The organism is Paenirhizobium cremeum (genome assembly GCF_047553425.1).
Classification (GTDB): domain Bacteria; phylum Pseudomonadota; class Alphaproteobacteria; order Rhizobiales; family Rhizobiaceae; genus Allorhizobium; species Allorhizobium cremeum.
On the sequence record NZ_CP180217.1, the window covers coordinates 3,932,799 to 3,950,146 of the forward strand.

At 61.0% G+C, this 17,348-nt stretch carries 19 protein-coding genes and 1 tRNA gene; 8 read left to right on the top strand and 12 right to left on the bottom strand.

Going from position 1 to position 17,348, the window contains the following annotated elements; all coding sequences use genetic code 11:
- Window positions 1-40: 40 nt before the first annotated feature.
- Window positions 41-679 (bottom strand): (d)CMP kinase, encoded by a 639-nt coding sequence (cmk, locus tag ACLBKR_RS18910; RefSeq protein ID WP_113447108.1) that lies wholly within the window; start codon window positions 677-679, stop codon window positions 41-43.
- Window positions 676-2,043 (bottom strand): 3-phosphoshikimate 1-carboxyvinyltransferase, encoded by a 1,368-nt coding sequence (gene aroA / locus ACLBKR_RS18915; protein WP_113444011.1) that lies wholly within the window; start codon window positions 2,041-2,043, stop codon window positions 676-678. The genes cmk and aroA overlap by 4 nt, the downstream gene beginning before the upstream one ends.
- 274 nt (window positions 2,044-2,317) lie before the next feature.
- Between aroA and ACLBKR_RS18920 the strand changes: the two genes are divergently transcribed.
- The 3 genes from ACLBKR_RS18920 to ACLBKR_RS18930 all read left to right on the top strand — a co-directional run bounded on the left by ACLBKR_RS18920 (window position 2,318) and on the right by ACLBKR_RS18930 (window position 4,283).
- Window positions 2,318-2,704, top strand: a complete 387-nt coding sequence (locus ACLBKR_RS18920; RefSeq protein ID WP_112829965.1) for a TIGR02300 family protein — start codon at window positions 2,318-2,320, stop codon at window positions 2,702-2,704.
- A 152-nt stretch (window positions 2,705-2,856) separates the two neighbouring features.
- Window positions 2,857-2,932 (top strand) — tRNA-Ala (locus ACLBKR_RS18925).
- Window positions 2,933-3,059: 127 nt separating this feature from the next.
- Window positions 3,060-4,283, top strand: a complete 1,224-nt coding sequence (locus tag ACLBKR_RS18930; RefSeq protein ID WP_414900008.1) for a TMEM43 family protein — start codon at window positions 3,060-3,062, stop codon at window positions 4,281-4,283.
- A 12-nt stretch (window positions 4,284-4,295) separates the two neighbouring features.
- On the opposite strand, the gene ACLBKR_RS18935 is transcribed toward ACLBKR_RS18930, so the two are convergent.
- Window positions 4,296-4,490, bottom strand: coding sequence for a hypothetical protein (locus ACLBKR_RS18935; RefSeq protein WP_112829963.1), 195 nt, complete (start codon window positions 4,488-4,490; stop codon window positions 4,296-4,298).
- A 154-nt stretch (window positions 4,491-4,644) separates the two neighbouring features.
- Here ACLBKR_RS18935 and ACLBKR_RS18940 point away from each other — a divergent pair, with 154 nt between their 5' ends.
- On the top strand, window positions 4,645-5,436 hold the full coding sequence (locus tag ACLBKR_RS18940) for a YdcF family protein (RefSeq protein WP_113338587.1): 792 nt from the start codon (window positions 4,645-4,647) through the stop codon (window positions 5,434-5,436).
- 14 nt (window positions 5,437-5,450) lie between these two features.
- Here the strand turns inward: ACLBKR_RS18940 and ACLBKR_RS18945 are convergent, their stop codons facing one another.
- A complete protein-coding gene (locus ACLBKR_RS18945) occupies window positions 5,451-5,924 on the bottom strand; it encodes a hypothetical protein (RefSeq protein WP_113424345.1) in 474 nt (157 codons plus the stop codon).
- A gap of 113 nt (window positions 5,925-6,037) precedes the next feature.
- Here ACLBKR_RS18945 and ACLBKR_RS18950 point away from each other — a divergent pair, with 113 nt between their 5' ends.
- On the top strand, window positions 6,038-6,676 hold the full coding sequence (locus ACLBKR_RS18950; RefSeq protein WP_112829961.1) for a trimeric intracellular cation channel family protein: 639 nt from the start codon (window positions 6,038-6,040) through the stop codon (window positions 6,674-6,676).
- A gap of 21 nt (window positions 6,677-6,697) precedes the next feature.
- Here the strand turns inward: ACLBKR_RS18950 and irrA are convergent, their stop codons facing one another.
- Window positions 6,698-7,114 carry an iron response transcriptional regulator IrrA gene (gene irrA / locus ACLBKR_RS18955; protein ID WP_162708292.1) on the bottom strand — a complete coding sequence of 139 codons (417 nt, stop codon included), beginning with the start codon at window positions 7,112-7,114 and terminating at the stop codon, window positions 6,698-6,700.
- A 315-nt stretch (window positions 7,115-7,429) separates the two neighbouring features.
- On the opposite strand from irrA, the gene fabA reads away from it, so the two are divergent.
- The 3 genes from fabA to fabI are packed head-to-tail and all read left to right on the top strand — an operon-like array spanning window position 7,430 to window position 10,022.
- A complete protein-coding gene (gene fabA, locus ACLBKR_RS18960; RefSeq protein ID WP_112829959.1) occupies window positions 7,430-7,945 on the top strand; it encodes a 3-hydroxyacyl-[acyl-carrier-protein] dehydratase FabA in 516 nt (171 codons plus the stop codon).
- A gap of 42 nt (window positions 7,946-7,987) precedes the next feature.
- Window positions 7,988-9,211, top strand: coding sequence for a beta-ketoacyl-ACP synthase I (gene fabB, locus ACLBKR_RS18965; protein WP_113424331.1), 1,224 nt, complete (start codon window positions 7,988-7,990; stop codon window positions 9,209-9,211).
- 4 nt (window positions 9,212-9,215) lie between these two features.
- Window positions 9,216-10,022: an enoyl-ACP reductase FabI gene (fabI, locus tag ACLBKR_RS18970; RefSeq protein ID WP_112830017.1), complete on the top strand. Its 807-nt coding sequence runs from the start codon at window positions 9,216-9,218 to the stop codon at window positions 10,020-10,022.
- A 181-nt stretch (window positions 10,023-10,203) separates the two neighbouring features.
- Here the strand turns inward: fabI and ACLBKR_RS18975 are convergent, their stop codons facing one another.
- The 7 genes from ACLBKR_RS18975 to rbfA form a co-directional block, all read right to left on the bottom strand.
- A complete protein-coding gene (locus tag ACLBKR_RS18975; protein WP_113338586.1) occupies window positions 10,204-10,464 on the bottom strand; it encodes a LuxR C-terminal-related transcriptional regulator in 261 nt (86 codons plus the stop codon).
- Window positions 10,465-10,726: 262 nt separating this feature from the next.
- The gene (locus ACLBKR_RS18980) at window positions 10,727-11,755 is read right to left on the bottom strand and encodes an AraC family transcriptional regulator (RefSeq protein WP_113447106.1); all 1,029 of its coding nucleotides are present in this window, start codon (window positions 11,753-11,755) and stop codon (window positions 10,727-10,729) included.
- Window positions 11,756-11,915: 160 nt separating this feature from the next.
- Window positions 11,916-12,932: a class I SAM-dependent methyltransferase gene (locus tag ACLBKR_RS18985; protein ID WP_113447105.1), complete on the bottom strand. Its 1,017-nt coding sequence runs from the start codon at window positions 12,930-12,932 to the stop codon at window positions 11,916-11,918.
- Window positions 12,933-13,005: 73 nt separating this feature from the next.
- Entirely contained in the window at window positions 13,006-15,153 is a 2,148-nt protein-coding gene (pnp, locus tag ACLBKR_RS18990; RefSeq protein WP_112829954.1) for a polyribonucleotide nucleotidyltransferase, read from the bottom strand.
- 370 nt (window positions 15,154-15,523) lie between these two features.
- Window positions 15,524-15,793 carry a 30S ribosomal protein S15 gene (gene rpsO / locus ACLBKR_RS18995; protein WP_112829953.1) on the bottom strand — a complete coding sequence of 90 codons (270 nt, stop codon included), beginning with the start codon at window positions 15,791-15,793 and terminating at the stop codon, window positions 15,524-15,526.
- Between the two features lie 154 nt (window positions 15,794-15,947).
- Window positions 15,948-16,877 (bottom strand): tRNA pseudouridine(55) synthase TruB, encoded by a 930-nt coding sequence (gene truB, locus ACLBKR_RS19000; RefSeq protein ID WP_113338582.1) that lies wholly within the window; start codon window positions 16,875-16,877, stop codon window positions 15,948-15,950.
- An 8-nt stretch (window positions 16,878-16,885) separates the two neighbouring features.
- Entirely contained in the window at window positions 16,886-17,296 is a 411-nt protein-coding gene (gene rbfA, locus ACLBKR_RS19005) for a 30S ribosome-binding factor RbfA (protein ID WP_113338581.1), read from the bottom strand.
- Window positions 17,297-17,348: the final 52 nt, after the last annotated feature.

Here is a 17,348-nt window from a genome sequence, read left to right on the forward strand (position 1 = left end):
CTGGTCTTTGCGAAAACCGGCTGGCCGGGTTCCGTATCGATTATGTCTTCAAGGCAGCATCGATAAAGGTTCGGGCAGCCTGAAACGCCGCCTCTATACTCATTTCCGACGTATCAAGCAAGTGCGCATCGTCGGCTGGCTTCAGCGGGCTGTCCGCGCGGCCCATGTCACGCTCGTCGCGCTTGCGCACATCGGCAAAGACCGCGTCGAAACTGGCGCTGCCGCCGCCAGCCAGGATCTCGTCGTAACGGCGTCTGGCGCGAACTTCCGGCGAAGCAGTGACATAGAGTTTTACCGGTGCTGCCGGGCAGACAACGGTGCCGATGTCGCGGCCGTCGAGCACGGTGCCGGGCGTCTTTGCCGCAAATTTGCGCTGCGCCTCGACGAGCGCCCGCCTGACCTTCGGCATGACGGCGATCTTCGAGGCGGCCTCGCCGATCTCGTGTTGCGAAAGCACCGAGCGGTCGAGACCGGCAAGATCGATCGCAAGCGCCGTCTGCTCGGCCACGGTCTCGTCATCGAGCGGCTGACCGGCGTCGAGAAGCGCCTTGGCGACGGCGCGGTAGGTAAGACCCGTGTCCAGATGATGGAAGCCGTAATGCGCGGCGATCAGCCGGGACAACGTTCCCTTGCCGGCTGCCGCCGGCCCATCGATGGCGATCGTGAAGGAGGTGCTCACGCAGCTTTGCCTTCGCGGGTTTCGATCTTTGCGCCGAGCCCCGTCATCAGGTCCATGAATTCCGGAAAGCTTGTGGCAATCATGGTCGCGTCGTCGACGGTTACCGGATGCTCGGCAACGAGACCCATGATAAGGAAACTCATGGCGATGCGGTGGTCGAGATGGGTCTCCACCGCTGCACCGGATGCATTGCCGATACCCCTGCCGTCCGGACGGCCGCGAACGACGAGCGTGGCTTCGCCCTCGTCACAATCGACGCCGTTGAGCTTCAGGCCGGCGGCGACGGCGGAAAGACGATCGGATTCCTTGACCCTCAGTTCTTCCAGGCCGAGCATGGTCGTCGTCCCCTCGGCAAAGGCGGCGGCCACAGCGAGCACCGGATATTCGTCGATCATCGATGGCGCGCGGTCCTCCGGCACGGTGACACCCTTCAGGCTGGACGAACGCACGCGAAGATCCGCGACATCCTCGCCGCCGGCAAGCCGTGGATTGAGGATTTCGATATCCGCGCCCATTTCCTGCAGCGTCAGGATGAGGCCGGTGCGCGTCGGGTTCATCAACACATTCAGGATGGTGATGTCGGAACCCGGAACCAGCAGCGCCGCAACGAGCGGGAATGCCGTGGAGGACGGATCGCCCGGTACGTCGATTACTTGGCCGGTGAGCTTGCCCCGGCCTTCGATGCGGATGGTGCGCACGCCGTCGGAAGCCGTCTCGACCGTCAGGTTGGCGCCAAAACCCTGCAGCATCTTTTCCGTATGGTCGCGGGTCATGATCGGTTCGATCACGGTGGTGATACCGGGTGTGTTGAGGCCGGCGAGCAGCACGGCGGATTTCACCTGCGCCGAAGCCATCGGTACGCGGTAGGTGATCGGGGCTGGTGTTTTCGGCCCGTGCAACGTCACCGGCAGGCGGTCGCCTTCGGCGGCTTTGACCTGCACGCCCATTTCGCGCAGCGGATTGAGGACGCGGCCCATCGGGCGCTTGGTAAGGGAGGCGTCGCCGATAAAGGTGCTGTCGAAATCATAGACGCCGACCAGCCCCATGGTGAGGCGGCAGCCGGTGCCGGCATTGCCGAAGTCGAGCGGCGCTTCCGGTGCAAGCAGGCAGCCATTGCCGACGCCGTCGATGATCCAGGTGTCGCCGTCCTTGACGATCCTGGCGCCCATCGCCTGCATGGCCTTGCCTGTGTTGATGACGTCCTCGCCCTCGAGCAGCCCGGTGATGCGCGTCTGGCCGGAGGCAAGGCCGCCGAACATGAAGGAACGATGGGAAATGGACTTGTCGCCGGGAATGCGGATGGTGCCGGAGAGGGCGGGTGATTTCCGCGAGGTGGCCGGTTTGGGCAGGGCTCCATGCGCCATGAACGTGTTTCCTCCGATCGGATATTCCTTGCCGCGCGAACCATGTCCGGGGATGCTGCCGGTTGCCATGGGCGCCGATTTCCGCGCTCGTTAGCATAAAGCGATTTGATGGTCATCCCTCGGCCCGCAAAAAGCCCTGACAATGCGGCGTGAAGTTTGCCTTTGACAGAACGGGTTGCAACGATTAAGGGAGCCCGCTAGCAATTTGACCGGTCAGGGACCGGATGAACGGCGCGTGCCGGCATATTCCTCAAGACATCACGAGGCTTCGACAGTGGCGAAAGCAGAACTTGGCACCAAGCGGACCGACCCGGATACGGGCAAGAAATTCTACGATCTGAACAAGGATCCGATCGTATCGCCCTATACGGGCAAGAGCTGGCCGCTCTCTTATTTCGAAGAAACGTCCGTCGCTTCCATCATGGAAAAGGCTGAAGAGGAGGATGTCGCGGAGGTCGATACCGAAAACACGGAAATCGAACTCGTGGCTCTCGAAGACGCCGACGAAAACGGCGGTGGCGACGATCTGCCGGATATCGGCGACGATGACGTCGAACTCGGCGACGATGATGACGACACCTTCCTCGAAGCCGACGAAGACGATGACGACGACGACATGAGCGGCATCATCGGCGTCACCGGCGACGACGACGAAGTCTGATTTTTCAGGGACTTGGACCCGGAAATGCAAAAACTTTCCGGGTCCGCGATTTTTCGGCTTGCTATCTCCGAAAACCGGAAGTAATAAGCCGCCACCCGCCGGACAGCGCGCCCGGCAGGTTCCCGGAACCGGCGTTGCCGGACCCATGGTTTGGGGCTATAGCTCAGCTGGGAGAGCGCTTGCATGGCATGCAAGAGGTCAGCGGTTCGATCCCGCTTAGCTCCACCAAATTTCTCCTCCGACAATCTGCTGTTGTCTTCCAGGCGAACGACTTGATCGCCTGTACCGAGCGATTTGCCTCATTCCATTGTTTGTCCCTGTCGGGTCTTAATGGTTCCCATACCCAAATGCGCTAATGAATCCGTTCAAGGCGCGTTGTAGCGGACGGGGCGGGGACAGGGGCATGAGTTTTACGGAAACGACACGGACGTCATGGTTCGCGCGCCTGAAGAATGCGCTGATCGGCTTTCTGGTCGGCATCGTTGTCGTGGTTGCATCGATCTGGACGCTTTTCTGGAATGAAGGCAGGTCGATCAAGACCTACCGCGCGCTCGGCGAGGGCGCGAGCATTGTCGTTCCGGTGAGCGCAGATGAGATCGCGCCTTCGAACGAAGGCAAACTGGTTCATATCTCCGGCGAGGTGAAGGCTGGCGGCATCGCTTCGGACCCCGAGTTTGCAATCGCGGCCGATGGTGCGCTGGCGGTTCGCCGCGAGGTCGAGATGTATCAGTGGATCCAATCGAGCGAATCGACCACGGAGAAGAAGCTGGGTGGCAGTGAAGAGACTGTCACCACCTACAAATATCAGAAGGAATGGCGCGAGGGGCGCCAGAACTCCGCCGACTTCCGTCAGCCGGAAGGGCATGAGAACCCCCGATTGCCGGTGGAAAGCGCAGGCTTCAGCGTTGAAACCGCGACGGTCGGGGTTTTTACCGTGTCCGGTGAGGACATCGCATATCTCGGCAGCCAGAGCGACCTGAAGGTCACGGAAAACGATGCCGTCAATGTCGGCAAGGCGCTGTCGCGGCCCGTCCATCTCGATCGGGGCGGTTTCTACGTTGGGGCGGATGCCTCTGCTCCGGTGATCGGCGATGTCCGGATACGTTACACGCGTGCCGATCTCGACGAAGCGAGCCTTGTCGCCCAGCAGATGGGTGGCGCGCTGATACCATACCGGACGACCAATGGTCGCGAACTCTTCCTGAGCGCTGCCGGCAGGATTGACGCGGTTCGGATGTTTGCCGACGCTCAAGCGGAAAATACCCTGGTCACCTGGCTTGTGCGTCTGGGCGGAATGATCGGGCTTTTTGTCGGCTTTTCCTTGATTCTGTCTATCCTCGGCGTGATTGCAGACGTCATCCCGTTCTTCGGCACGCTGGTTGGTTTCGGCACCGGATTGGTCGCGCTCGTTCTAACCGTTCTGATTGGCCCGCTCGTGATTGCGATCGGCTGGTTCGCCTATCGCCCTCTTCTGTCCTGCGGGCTTCTGTCGGCGGGTGCTTTGGTCGCCTTCGCGGTCATCTGGATTCGCCGCCGCAGACCCGCGACGCTGGCCGTCGGCCGTGGGCGCGCGGTATAGCGTGCGGCCCCGTCAGCAGAACAATTCTCCGCGACCCCTGCTTTCGGTCTGGTCGATCTGGAACCAGTCGGCGATGCGCTCGATCTCGAACATGGCTTCCCTGTCGCGAAGCTGGACGCGCAGCTTGTCGCCTGCAAGACCGAGCGGCTCGCCGATGTAGATCCGGTTGTTTCCCGCGTCGTCGATAATGTCGATTGCGAAGCGCATGCGGCCTCCGAATTCAGTCTTTTATGTCCGTATCTATGTATATAAGAGGCCTAGGGTCATTGCCTTGAGCGAAGCTGTCTTCGCTCGGCGGGATGCCGAGCATTGTGGGTAAGGCCCGTCGCCTGTATGTCAGGTCGATCCTTGAGGAGACCCGATGTTTGTTATTTCCAAGTTGTTCTGGATGCTCGCCCAGCCGCTGTCTCTCGCCTGTTTCGCCATTCTTGCTGCGGTCCTTGCCCAGTTCTTCCGTCTTCGTCGAACCGGGCTGGTGCTCAGCCTTGCGGCGGGTATTGTCCTTTTCGTGGTGCTGTTCACCAGCGCCGGCTCCTTTGCGTTGCAGGGGCTCGAAGCCCGCTTTCCCCGACCGCTGAAGGATCCGGATGCGCTTTCCTGCATGATCGTGCTGGGTGGCGCCTTCGAAACGGAGGTGACGACAAGCCGTGGAGGGATAGACCTCAACCAGGCAGCCGACCGGTTCGTCGATGCGCTGCGGCTCGCCATCCGTTATCCGCAGGCGAAGATCCTGGTTTCCGGCGGTGACGGTTCGTTGAGCGGTGCCTATGAAGGCGACGCGGCCGCATCGCTGCGCTTCTTCTCCGCCTTCGGTATTCCCGCCGAGCGGCTGATGACCGAGAAACAGTCGCGCACCACCTACGAGAATGCGGCCTTCAGTCGCAATCTGCTCGAAACCGGCGGGCTCAGCGATTGCCTGCTCATTACGTCGGCCTTCCATATGCCGCGTTCCGTCGGTCTGTTCCGTAAGGCGGGGGTGAGCGTGACGCCCTGGCCGGTCGATTACCGCACCAGCGGTGAACAGCGATTGACGTTGGACTTCACCCAACCCACTCTCAACGCGCAGCAGACTTCCACCGCCGTGCGCGAATGGATCGGCCTTGCCGCTTATTACCTGACGGGCAGGATCGATTCCCTCTATCCAGCGCCCTGATGGGCGCGGCCCGGCTATTTCTTGGAGATGGTCAGGAATTTGGTGCCGCGCACCCGCACGGTCATCTGGCAGGGCTCGCTGTCGGTGCGCTCGCAAAAGCGCGGGTGCATCTTCAGCACGAACACCATGTTGCCGAACCGTTTGAGGAAGTCGTAGCCGTAGAGTTGCGCGGTGGCGATCATGAAGTAACCGCCCTCCTTGACCTGCAGGTAGAAATTATGGGGGCAGCCGTCCGCGGTGCAATCGGGGCCGCGCGTACCGTCGCATGACAGGTCGCCCTCATTGGCCACGGCATCGATGATGCCGTCATTGTTGATGTCGATCCGGTCGATGAATTTCGGCCCGTATTCCACCGTTCCGCATCGCTTCTTGAAGTGTTCCTTCTCGTATATTTCAGGATCGCTGATAAGCTGCTGCTGACCGAAGGAGGATGCAGGTGCGGCAAACAGGAGGGCGATTTGCAATGTGGCAAGCAACAGGTACTTCACGGCGTTCGTCCCGGCGAAATGAAAATATCGCGGCCATCCTTGCAGGGCCTGCTTGCGCGACCCTGACGTTTTCTTCTGTTCTCTAGACATCATATCGGGTTGAAAGGATTTCCATGTCGTTGCTGGGGTTTCTCGACTATGCGGGTGTGGCGGTCTTTGCGGCGACAGGCGCGCTTTCCGCCTCGCGCAAGGAGCTCGACCTGATCGGGTTCCTTTTTCTGGCCCTCGTCACAGGCATAGGCGGCGGGACGATGCGCGATGTCGTACTTGGCAGCCTTCCGGTTTTCTGGGTCGTCAATCCGGGCTACGTGCTGGTTTGCGCCTCTGTCGGCGTCCTGGTCTTCTTCACCGCCCATCTCGTTGAATCGCGTTATCGCCTGCTCGTCTGGCTGGATGCGGTTGGTCTTTCGGCCTATTGCGTCATGGGGGCGGCGAAGGGCTATGTGGCGACGGGATCGCCGACCGTCGCCGTGGTCACGGGCACGCTGACGGCTGCCTTCGGCGGCATTCTGCGCGACATCATCGCGGGCGAGCCGTCTGTCCTGCTGCGGCCGGAGATCTACGTTACCGCGGCACTAGCGGGCGCCACGGTCTTCACTGCCGCGACGGAGTTCGGGCTTGAGCTCCACACAGCATCGATTTTCGGCGCTCTGACGGCCTTTGCCATTCGCGGTGGGGCCCTGCGGTTCGGCTGGTCGCTGCCACGCCCCAATTCCCGCCCGGGCCGGCCGCCCGAGGACGTGATGAAATAGGCGGTGTCGTCCGGGAAGGACTTACTTGCTCTTGGCGCGCAGGCGGATCACAACGTCGACATGGGAAATCTCCATGCCTTCAGGCGGTTCCGGGAGATTGTCGATCGAAATGTTGTTAACCGGGATGTCGAGAACCTCGTTCTCGCCTTCGACGAAGAAGTGGTGATGGTCCGATGTATTCGTGTCGAAATAAGTCTTGGCGCTTTCGACGGCGAGAACACGAATGAGGCCCGCTTCGGTAAACTGGTGCAGCGTGTTGTAGACGGTTGCAAGCGATACCGGCACGTTGGCTGCGATCGCTTCCTCATGCAGTTCCTCGACCGTCAGGTGGCGATCGCCCTTGGCGAAAAGAAGGCTGGCGAGCGCAATACGCTGACGCGTCGGGCGCAGACCCGAGCGTCGCAGTTTTAGTTCTGTGCTTGCACCGTATTCAGCCATCGTCACCGACGAACTCCGATTCTCCACCTGTCAATTCAATGACGTTGATCAAGGATATAACTTTTAAGCCTCGGCCTTTCAATAGCGTCTGCGGCATTGCGGCATGAGAAACAGCCGCAAAACCAGCCTTTTGCGGCTTTTCTCTCTGGTCGTTGCCGAAGTCATGCTGTATGCGACGGCGAACGGGACCGGCGTCGCACAAGTGTCGACCAACTCTCATGCGATTGCATGTCGGCTATTGTGGGACTTCATTTTGTCCCTATCTTGCTCTAAGGGTCCGCCAACGTGAAGCTCAGGGGGGAAGAAGAAGAAGAGATGAAACCGAGACAATCTAGCTATAACTACGAAGAAATCCTTTCCTGCGGTCGCGGCGAGCTTTTTGGTCCCGGCAATGCCCAGCTTCCCCTTCCGCCGATGCTCATGGTTCATCGCATCACAGATATTTCCGAGACCGGTGGCGCTTTCGACAAGGGCTATATCCGGGCCGAGTACGATGTCCGCCCGGACGATTGGTATTTTCCCTGCCACTTCCAGGGCAATCCGATCATGCCTGGCTGCCTCGGCCTCGACGGCATGTGGCAATTGACCGGCTTTTTCCTTGGCTGGCTCGGGGAAGAGGGTCGTGGCATGGCGCTGTCGACCGGTGAGGTCAAGTTCAAGGGAATGGTCCGCCCGCACACCAAGCTTCTCGAATACGGCATCGACTTCAAGCGGGTCATGCGCGGTCGCCTCGTGCTCGGCACGGCCGATGGCTGGCTGAAGGCCGATGGCGAAACCATTTACCAGGCAACTGACCTTCGCGTAGGTCTGTCGAAGGATAAGACGGCCTGAAGGCAGGCTCTGTCCAATCATGATAACAAGAAGGTCTGAGAGATGAGACGGGTAGTTGTAACGGGTCTTGGCATCGTATCTTCCATCGGAAGCGATGCTGCTGAAGTGACGGAGTCGCTGCGCAACGCGAAATCCGGCATCACCTTTTCGCCGGACTTTGCCGAACACGGCTTCAAGTGCCAGGTGTGGGGCAAGCCCTCCCTTGACCCGACCGACCTCGTCGATCGTCGCGCCATGCGCTTCCTGTCACAGGGCGGCGCCTGGAATCATGTCGCCATGAAGCAGGCGATCGCCGATGCCGGCCTCGAAGAGGCCGACTATGCCCAGAACGAGCGTGTCGGCATCATCATGGGTTCGGGTGGCCCGTCCACCCGTACCATCGTCGAGGCCGCCGACATCACGCGCCAGAACAAGAGCCCGAAGCGCATCGGTCCGTTCGCTGTGCCGAAGGCCATGTCCTCCACCGCATCCGCGACGCTCGCCACCTGGTTCAAGCTCCACGGCGTCAATTATTCGATCTCCTCGGCCTGCTCCACCTCCGCCCATTGCATCGGCAACGCCGCCGAGATGATCCAGTGGGGCAAGCAGGACATGGTCTTTGCAGGCGGTCACGAAGACCTCGACTGGTCAATGTCCGACCTGTTCGACGCGATGGGCGCCATGTCCACCAAGTTCAACGAGACGCCGGGCGTTGCTTCCCGCGCCTATGACGTCAACCGCGATGGCTTCGTCATCGCCGGTGGCGCAGGCGTTCTGGTTCTGGAAGAGCTGGAGCATGCAAAGGCCCGCGGCGCCAAGATCTACGCCGAGATCGTCGGTTATGGCGCGACGTCCGATGGCTATGACATGGTCGCCCCCTCGGGCGAGGGCGCCATCCGCTGCATGCGGCAGGCGCTTGCTACGGTGAAGGGCGATGTCGACTACATCAACACCCACGGCACCTCGACCCCGGTCGGCGACAGCAAGGAAATCGGCGCCATCCGCGAAGTGTTCGGGGACAAGATCCCGCACATCCAGTCGACCAAGTCGCTGACCGGTCATTCGCTGGGTGCTGCCGGCGTACAGGAATCGATCTACGGCCTCCTGATGATGCAGGAGCGCTTCATTGGCGAAAGCGCCCATATTGCCGAGCTCGATCCGGAATTCGATGGCGTTCCGATCGTTCGCAAACGCATCGACAATGCAAGGATCGACACCGTTCTTTCGAACTCCTTCGGTTTTGGCGGCACCAACGCCACCCTGGTGTTCCAGCGTTACAATGGATGACAAGATGAGCGGTATCATGCAGGGCAAACGCGGCCTCATCATGGGGGTCGCGAACAACCATTCGATTGCCTGGGGTATCGCCCAGGCTTTGGCTGGCGCGGGCGCCGAACTCGCCTTCACCTATCAGGGCGAGGCGCTCGGCAAGCGCGTCAAGCCGCTTGCCGCCGAACTTGGCTCGGACTTCATTCTTCCGTGCGATGTCGAGGATCTGGCTTCCCTCGACGCCACCGTCGCGCAGCTGAAGGAGCGCTGGGGCAAGATCGATTTCATCGTCCACGCCATCGGCTTTTCCGACAAGAACGAGCTTAAGGGCTTCTATGCGGACACCACGCGTGACAACTTCACGCGCACCATGGTGATCTCCTGCTTCTCCTTCACCGAGATCGCCAAGCGGGCGGCCGACCTGATGGCCGATGGCGGCAGCATGCTGACACTCACTTACGGCGGTTCGATGCGGGTCATTCCCAATTACAACGTCATGGGTGTTGCCAAGGCCGCCCTGGAAGCGTCCGTCCGTTACCTCGCGGCCGATTATGGCCCGCGCGGCATTCGCGTCAACGCTATCTCGGCAGGTCCCGTTCGCACGCTTGCAGGAGCCGGCATTTCTGATGCGCGGGCCATTCTTTCGTGGAACCAGAAGAATGCACCGTTGCGGCGCACTCCGACCATCGAAGACATCGGAGGCTCGGCTCTCTATCTGCTGTCGGGCATGTCGAACGGCGTGACCGGCGAAATCCACTATGTCGACGGCGGCTACAACATCACGTCCCTGCCGACGCTCGAAGTCCTGCGCCGCGCCGACAGCGAGTAAAGCAGTTCCAGCGAAAAGGGTGCAGCGGTTTTGCCCGGAAACTGCGGGAAAATAAGAGATAGAGCTTTGAAGGCGTTCCATTCTCGCCGGAGATGCACTGTCGGACAATAAGAAAAGGCCTGACGCGAGATGTCGCGTCAGGCCTGAAAACGGAGGGTCCGCCAGCCGGGCAAGTCCCGGGCTACTCCGGTTTCGAATGACTTTCGTGCCGGATCGCGCCCGCGAGCATCGCCAGGCTGACCGCGTGCATGCGGTTGCGGGCACCGAGCTTCTGCTGTGCAGACTGAAGCAGATCCTCCACCTGGATTTCCGAGAGAACCAGAAGATTGCATATATCCAGCGGCCGTTTTCCCTCGGCCACCAGGGTAAGGCACTGTATTTCCGGCTTGCTGAGAACAGCCCCATCGCGGGGCTCATTCCCGGAGGCGTTGAGCTTTGTCATGATGTCTTGAAAACCAGAATGGAATCTTCGGTCCGGGCATATGGCAATACCGCTCCGTGCCCGCATTGTTGGCGGGTCGTATACTGGCTGAACGGGCAAAAGTAATTCGCTCTGGCCGCCAAATATTTTACCGGCCAGTCAATTTTTGATTCGAAGAACTGTTTCTGGAATTCGCCTCTTCGGGTTATTTCTTCCGAGTAACCGGATTTTGTCAAGAGGTCCTGTCCGCGGCGTGCGGAAGCACTTATCTGCCGCCTCGACTTCAGGCGCTCTTGCGTTCCCGCAGGTCTCTCGGTGTGACACCGAACCAGCGGGTCACCGACCGGGTGAAGGCGCTTGGTGCAGAATAGCCCAACCGGTAGCAGATCTCCGAAATAGGCAGGTCGCTGGTCGTCAGAAGATTATGGCTGATATCGCGACGGACATCGTCGCGCAGTTCATTGAGGCTCGTCCGGTGCTCGGCCAGCCTGCGCTGGAACGTTCGTTCCGAAAGCCCGAAATAGGGTGCGATCTCCGCCAGTGCGAAGCTCTGTTCCGAAATATGCAGGAACAGGTATTTGCGAACCTGGTCAATGAAGTCGCTGTCGAGCAGCGTCGGTTCGGGACGCATGGCCCGGCATTGCAGGTCCATCAGCTCGTGCAGGCGCTTGTCGCCCTTGGGATTGCGGGCCTCGAGGAACGCATTGCCGAAGCGAATGGAGTTCAGCCGGCACTCGAAGGTGACCTTCTTGGCGAGCAACTCTCTGAAAATATGCGGTTGCTTCGGCTTGGGGCGCTCAAGCTCGACCTCGATGATTTCATTGGCTTGCTCTGAAATGTCCCGCGCCCGCTGCATCAAAAGGCCAAGCGCCATGTCGACATACTGATCGCGTTTCACGATGACGGGAGCGAAAGTCCAGGTCAGGCGTGCGCCCCGATCATCGAACTCCAGGTCGCAGTAACTCGTATGCGTGACATACTGGGTGTGCTCCTTGACGAAGCGGACGAAATCCCGTCCCGTCGGAGCCGACATCACGCCATAGCCGAAGGGGCCAGTCGCGCCGGCGATGAAATTGCGGACGCATGTCAGCCCGAACGCATCGTCATTGGCAAGCAGCGCGCAGGCCTCCAGAAGCCTGCAGAGGCGGTCGATGCTGATGCGGCTGGTCAGTGACTGGAAGCTCTCCGGATCGATCTCCAGTGCCTTGCAGATGGGGCCTATATCGATGCCATAGCTGAGGGCATGCTTTGCGACTGCGGATGCGACGCCCGCTACCGTAGTCAGTTCGTCGGTTAGACTTTTACTCGACATTGACGGATTGGCGCCCAGCGCTAACAGATTGTCGCCTCAGGTTAAGTGACGCGGTTCATTTTGTCGAGTGAGCGTCATCACGAGCCAAAACGACAGCGATCCGGCCTGCATTGCGCCAGATCGGATCGCTGGAATCTCCGGATATTTGTCGGCAGCTGCCTCAGCGCTTGGCCCAAAGCACCTTGAAGCGGGCGTTACGGCAGGTTTCACCATGCTCGCGGAAGCTGGCAGCAAGTGTTTGCTCGTAGGGCAGGCCGCGATTGGCGACCAGGAGCAGCATGCCTCCGGCGCGCAGGCATTGGGCGGCGGTGGCGATCATCGCCTGCCCGAGGCTGGGCTCGGCCGCGTGACCCTGGTGGAAGGGCGGGTTCATGATGACGAGGTCGTACTTCTCTTTCGGCGGTTCGCGGGTGAGATCCTGCCAGAAGAAGCGGGTCGCGAGATCCGGGCAGTTTGCCTGCAGGTTCGCCTTGGCGCATTCCAGCGCCAGATGGTCGGCTTCGAAAAGGTCGATGCGCACGGTCCGGGGCGAGCGTTCCGCCAGCATCACCGACAGATAGCCCCAGCCGGCGCCGAAATCGGCGGCGTTGCCGTCGAAGTCGGCGGGCAGGCGCGATGCCAGCAGTTCGGAACCGGCGTCCACCCGGTCATGGGAAAAAATGCCGGCCACGGTCTTGAACCGGCCTTCGACAACAACGTCCGAGGGCTTCAGCGCCGCGATGAGCGCACTCGCGTCGGCGGGCACGGAGAACCACAGGGCCACGCCGTGATATTTCGGCATATGCTCGACCTCCAGGCCCAGGCTGTAGAGGCGCTTGCGCATGGGCTGCACGCCATCTTCCTTGCCGCCGGCGATGACGATCCTGCCGCCGGGTTTCACGCGTGCGAGCGCTTCTGCGGTACGCGCTTCGTTTTCGCCGCGATGCTTGCCGAAGAGGATGAGCGCCCCGTCGAAATCCTCGCCCTCAGCCTGCGGTTGGGGATCGAGACGAGCGGCTTGCAGCTTCAGGAATTCGCCACGAAAGCCCTGGACGCAGCTCAGCGAGGCGGCAAATCCGGCCGGTGGAGTAAAGCCGGCCTCGGCACCGAGAAACAGGTAACGGGTTCCTTCCGCCGGCAGTTCGAGAACGCCGGATGCGAAAGGATGGAAAAGGGTCTTCAGCGATTCCTGGCTCATGAAAATGGTCCTTCAGGCATATAAAAAAGGCGCGGAAAGGGTTCCGCGCCTTGTTGCAGAGGTGAGGGGCCGCTTATTCGGCGGCTTCGCCCTCGTCCTTCTTCTTCTCGGCGACGATTTCCTTGCCGGTCGCCTGGTCGACGGCCTTCATGGACAGGCGGACCTTGCCGCGTTCGTCGAAGCCCATCAGCTTGACCCAGACCTTGTCGCCTTCCTTGACGACATCCTGCGTCTTTGCAACGCGCTCGGAAGCGAGCTGCGAGATGTGAACCAGGCCGTCACGCGAGCCGAAGAAGTTGACGAATGCGCCGAAGTCGGCAGTCTTGACGACCGTGCCTTCATAGATGGCGCCGACTTCCGGCTCGGCCACGATGGAGTGGATCCACTTGCGGGCGGCTTCGATTTCCTTGCCCGAGGAAGAGGCGATCTTGACGGTGCCGTCGTCCTCGATGTTGATCTTGGCGCCGGTCTTCTCGACGATTTCGCGGATGACCTTGCCGCCGGAGCCGATGACTTCGCGGATCTTGTCGACCGGGATGTTCATGACTTCGATGCGCGGAGCGAACTCGCCGAGCTGGCCACGGCTTTCGGTGATGGCCTTGGCCATCTCGCCGAGGATGTGCTTGCGGCCGCCCTGGGCCTGGTCGAGCGCCACCTTCATGATCTCTTCGGTGATACCGGCGATCTTGATGTCCATCTGCAGGGAGGTGATGCCGCTTTCCGTGCCCGCGACCTTGAAGTCCATGTCGCCGAGGTGGTCCTCGTCACCGAGAATGTCGGAGAGGACGGCGAAGCGGTCGCCTTCGAGGATCAGGCCCATCGCGATGCCTGCAACCGGCTTGGCGAGTGGAACGCCGGCATCCATCAGCGCCAGCGAGGTGCCGCAGACGGTTGCCATCGAGGAGGAACCGTTGGACTCGGTGATTTCCGAGACGACGCGCAGCGTGTAGGGGAACTGTTCCGGCGTCGGCAGCATCGGGTGGATGGCGCGCCAGGCGAGCTTGCCATGACCGATTTCGCGGCGGCCCGGAGAACCCATGCGGCCCGTTTCACCGACCGAATAGGGCGGGAAGTTGTAGTGCAGCATGAAGTTTTCTTTGTACATGCCGGTGAGCGAATCGACATACTGCTCGTCCTCGCCGGTACCGAGCGTCGCAACGACCAGCGCCTGGGTTTCGCCGCGGGTAAAGAGCGCCGAGCCGTGGGTGCGCGGCAGGGTGCCGACTTCTGCGACGATCGGGCGGACCGTTTCGAGATCGCGGCCGTCGATGCGGCTCTTGGTGTCGAGGATGTTCCAGCGGACGATCTTGGCCTGCAGATGCTTGAAGACGGCACCGATTTCCTCGGCCGAATACTTGGCTTCCTCGCCTTCCGCGGGTGCGAAGTGTTCCTTGACCTTGGCCTTCACGGCGTCGACGGCGGCGTAGCGCTCGGCCTTCTGCGTGATCTTGTAGGCATCGCGCAGTTCAGCTTCGGCGATCTTCAGCATTTCGGCTTCAAGTTCGGAGTAGTCTTCCGGCTCAAATTCGCGCGGTTCCTTGGCGGCGACCTCGGCGAGCTTGATGATCGCATCGATCACCGGCTGGAAGCCGCGATGACCGAACATGACGGCGCCGAGCATGATGTCTTCCGGAAGCTCCTTGGCCTCGGATTCGACCATGAGGACGGCATCCTGCGTACCGGCGACGATGAGATCGAGCGAGCTCTCGTCCATCTCGTCGAGATGCGGGTTCAGCACGTATTCGCCGTTGATGTAGCCGACGCGGGCGCCGCCGACCGGACCCATGAAGGGAATGCCGGAAAGGGTCAGAGCAGCCGAGGTGGCGACCATGGACAGGATGTCCGGGTCGTTTTCGAGGTCATGCTGGATGACGGTGACGACCACCTGGGTGTCGTTCTTGTAGCCTTCCGGGAAGAGGGGACGGATCGGACGATCGATCAGGCGGGAAACGAGGGTTTCGTTTTCGCTCGGACGTCCCTCGCGCTTGAAATAGCCGCCTGGGATCTTGCCGGCGGCATAGGTCTTTTCCTGGTAGTTGACGGTGAGCGGGAAGAAATCCTGGCCCGGCTTCGGCGCCTTGGCGGAAACGACGGTGGCGAGAACTACGGTTTCGCCATAGGTGGCGATGACGGCGCCGTCGGCCTGGCGGGCGACCTTGCCGGTTTCGAGCTTGAGCGGGCGACCGGCCCACTCGATTTCGACGCTATGGATATCAAACATGTCTTGTCCTTCTTCCACGGGACCGCGGGCGTTGGAGCCTTTGCCCGAACGGGCATGCGCGGCCGTGGGAATGTGACTTATCACGGGCAAGACAGCGGGAAGCTTCCGTTTCGGCCATCCCCGCTCGGGGCGATGTCTCCGACATGCGGCACATGAAGCCCTCGGGCTTCTGTCCGCGACGCCAGCACAATCTGGCGAAAGCGTCCGGCAATCCTGCCCCATGACAGGTCATCGGTTGGTTCTGGCAGCGCCGGCCCATCCGGCCTGCCATGCGTTCGGTCCTGCCGGGCGTCTTGCCCTCTGCGGAACCATCGGGAGCTTCCCGAAAAGGAACCGGCGGACTTTCCCGAGGAAAGCCCGCCGGAAATTGTTAGCGGCGAATGCCCAGGCTGGAGATCAGCTTGTTGTAACGGCCTTCGTCCTTCTTCTTGAGGTAGTCAAGAAGCGAGCGGCGGCTCGACACGAGCGTCAGGAGGCCACGACGGGAGTGGTTGTCCTTCTTGTGGTCCTTGAAGTGCTCGGTGAGGTTGTTGATGCGCTCGGTCAGGATCGCAACCTGAACTTCCGGCGAACCGGTGTCGCCTTCCTTGGTTGCGTATTCCTTGATGAGTGCAGCCTTGCGCTCTGCGGTAATCGACATCGGATGTCCTTTCTATGAATAGGAGAAACGGGTCGCCTGGTGCCGGGATGTCGTCCAGCATCGGCCATGAAAAGCAGACGGCACGCCGCCCTGCTGGGCGTGCCTATAGCTCATTCGGCTCGCAAATGAAAGCCTTCTTTGATTCGCTGCCGATTCAGGTGAAAACGCGGCGCGGGCGGAATTCGCCTTCACCGATCTCACCGATCGCCACCAACTTGCCGCCGGCGGTGGCAAAGGCATCCGCCTCGCTGACCGGTGCGTTGCGACCCCGCAGCAGGATCGGATTGCCCATGCGCAGGCGGTGTGCCTGGTCTTCCGTGATGACGATATGGGGAAGCCCCGACAGTGCCTCGCCGGTATCGATGAGAAAGGCGTCGAGCGCAGCAAGCCTTTCGTCCCGGTCCTCGATCTTTTCGAGCGCAACGAGCTCGGCGAGCGGCACCATGGTTTCCTCGGCAAACGGCGCCACGAAACTGCGGCGAAGTTCCGAGATATGGCCGTAGCAGCCGAGTTCCCGACCGAAATCGCGGGCGAGCGAGCGCACATAGGTCCCCTTGCCGCATTCGACCTCGAACCAGGCCCGGTCGGTTTCGCATTTGATGAGCGTCAGCCGGAAAACTTCCACCTCGCGCGAGGGTATCTCCACGGCCTCACCATCGCGGGCAAGGTCATAAGCGCGCTCTCCGGCGATCTTGATCGCGGAGAACTGCGGCGGAACCTGTGAAATCACGCCGGTATATTTCGGCAGCAACGCACGGATGGCCTCTTCCGTCGGACGAGCCTCCGAGGATTGCGTCACTTCACCCTCGAGGTCATCCGTCGAGCGTTCTTCGCCCCAGGTGACCGTGAATTCGTAGATCTTGCGGCCGTCCATCACATAGGGAACCGTTTTGGTCGCGTCGCCGAGCGCGATCGGCAGCATGCCGGAAGCGAGCGGATCGAGCGTGCCGGCATGCCCTGCCTTCTGGGCGTTGAACAGCCACTTGATCTTGGAGACGGCTTCTGTCGAGCCGAAATCGACCGGCTTGTCGAGGATCAGCCAGCCGGAAACCGGACGGCCCTTGGGTTTGCGGGGTTTGGACATTCGAGCCCTTATTCTTGTTCGTCGTCGGTGTGGCCGAGATCGCGGCTCACTTCGGGAGAGCGCAAAAGCTCATCGATCTTCTGGTAGTTGTCGAAGCTCGTATCGTCGCGGAACCGCACTTCCGGCATGTATTTCATCTGCCTGAGCTGCGGGCCGAGTCGGCCGCGTATGTATTTCGCATGGTGGTTCAAGGCTGCGATGATTGCCTGATGGTTGGCGACGCCGAGCGGCGTCACATAGGCGGTCGCAATCTTCAGGTCCGGCGACATGCGTACTTCCGAAATCGAGATCACCGTCTTTTCGATCAGCGGATCGCGCACCTCGCCGCGCTGCAGCACCTGGGTGATCGCGGCGCGAACCTGTTCGCCGACACGCAGCATGCGCTGCGATGGTGCTGATGATGTGGGTCTTGTTGCCATTGTTCTCGCCCCAAAAAGATGCGGGCGCCGGACTTTCCATCCGGCGCCCGTT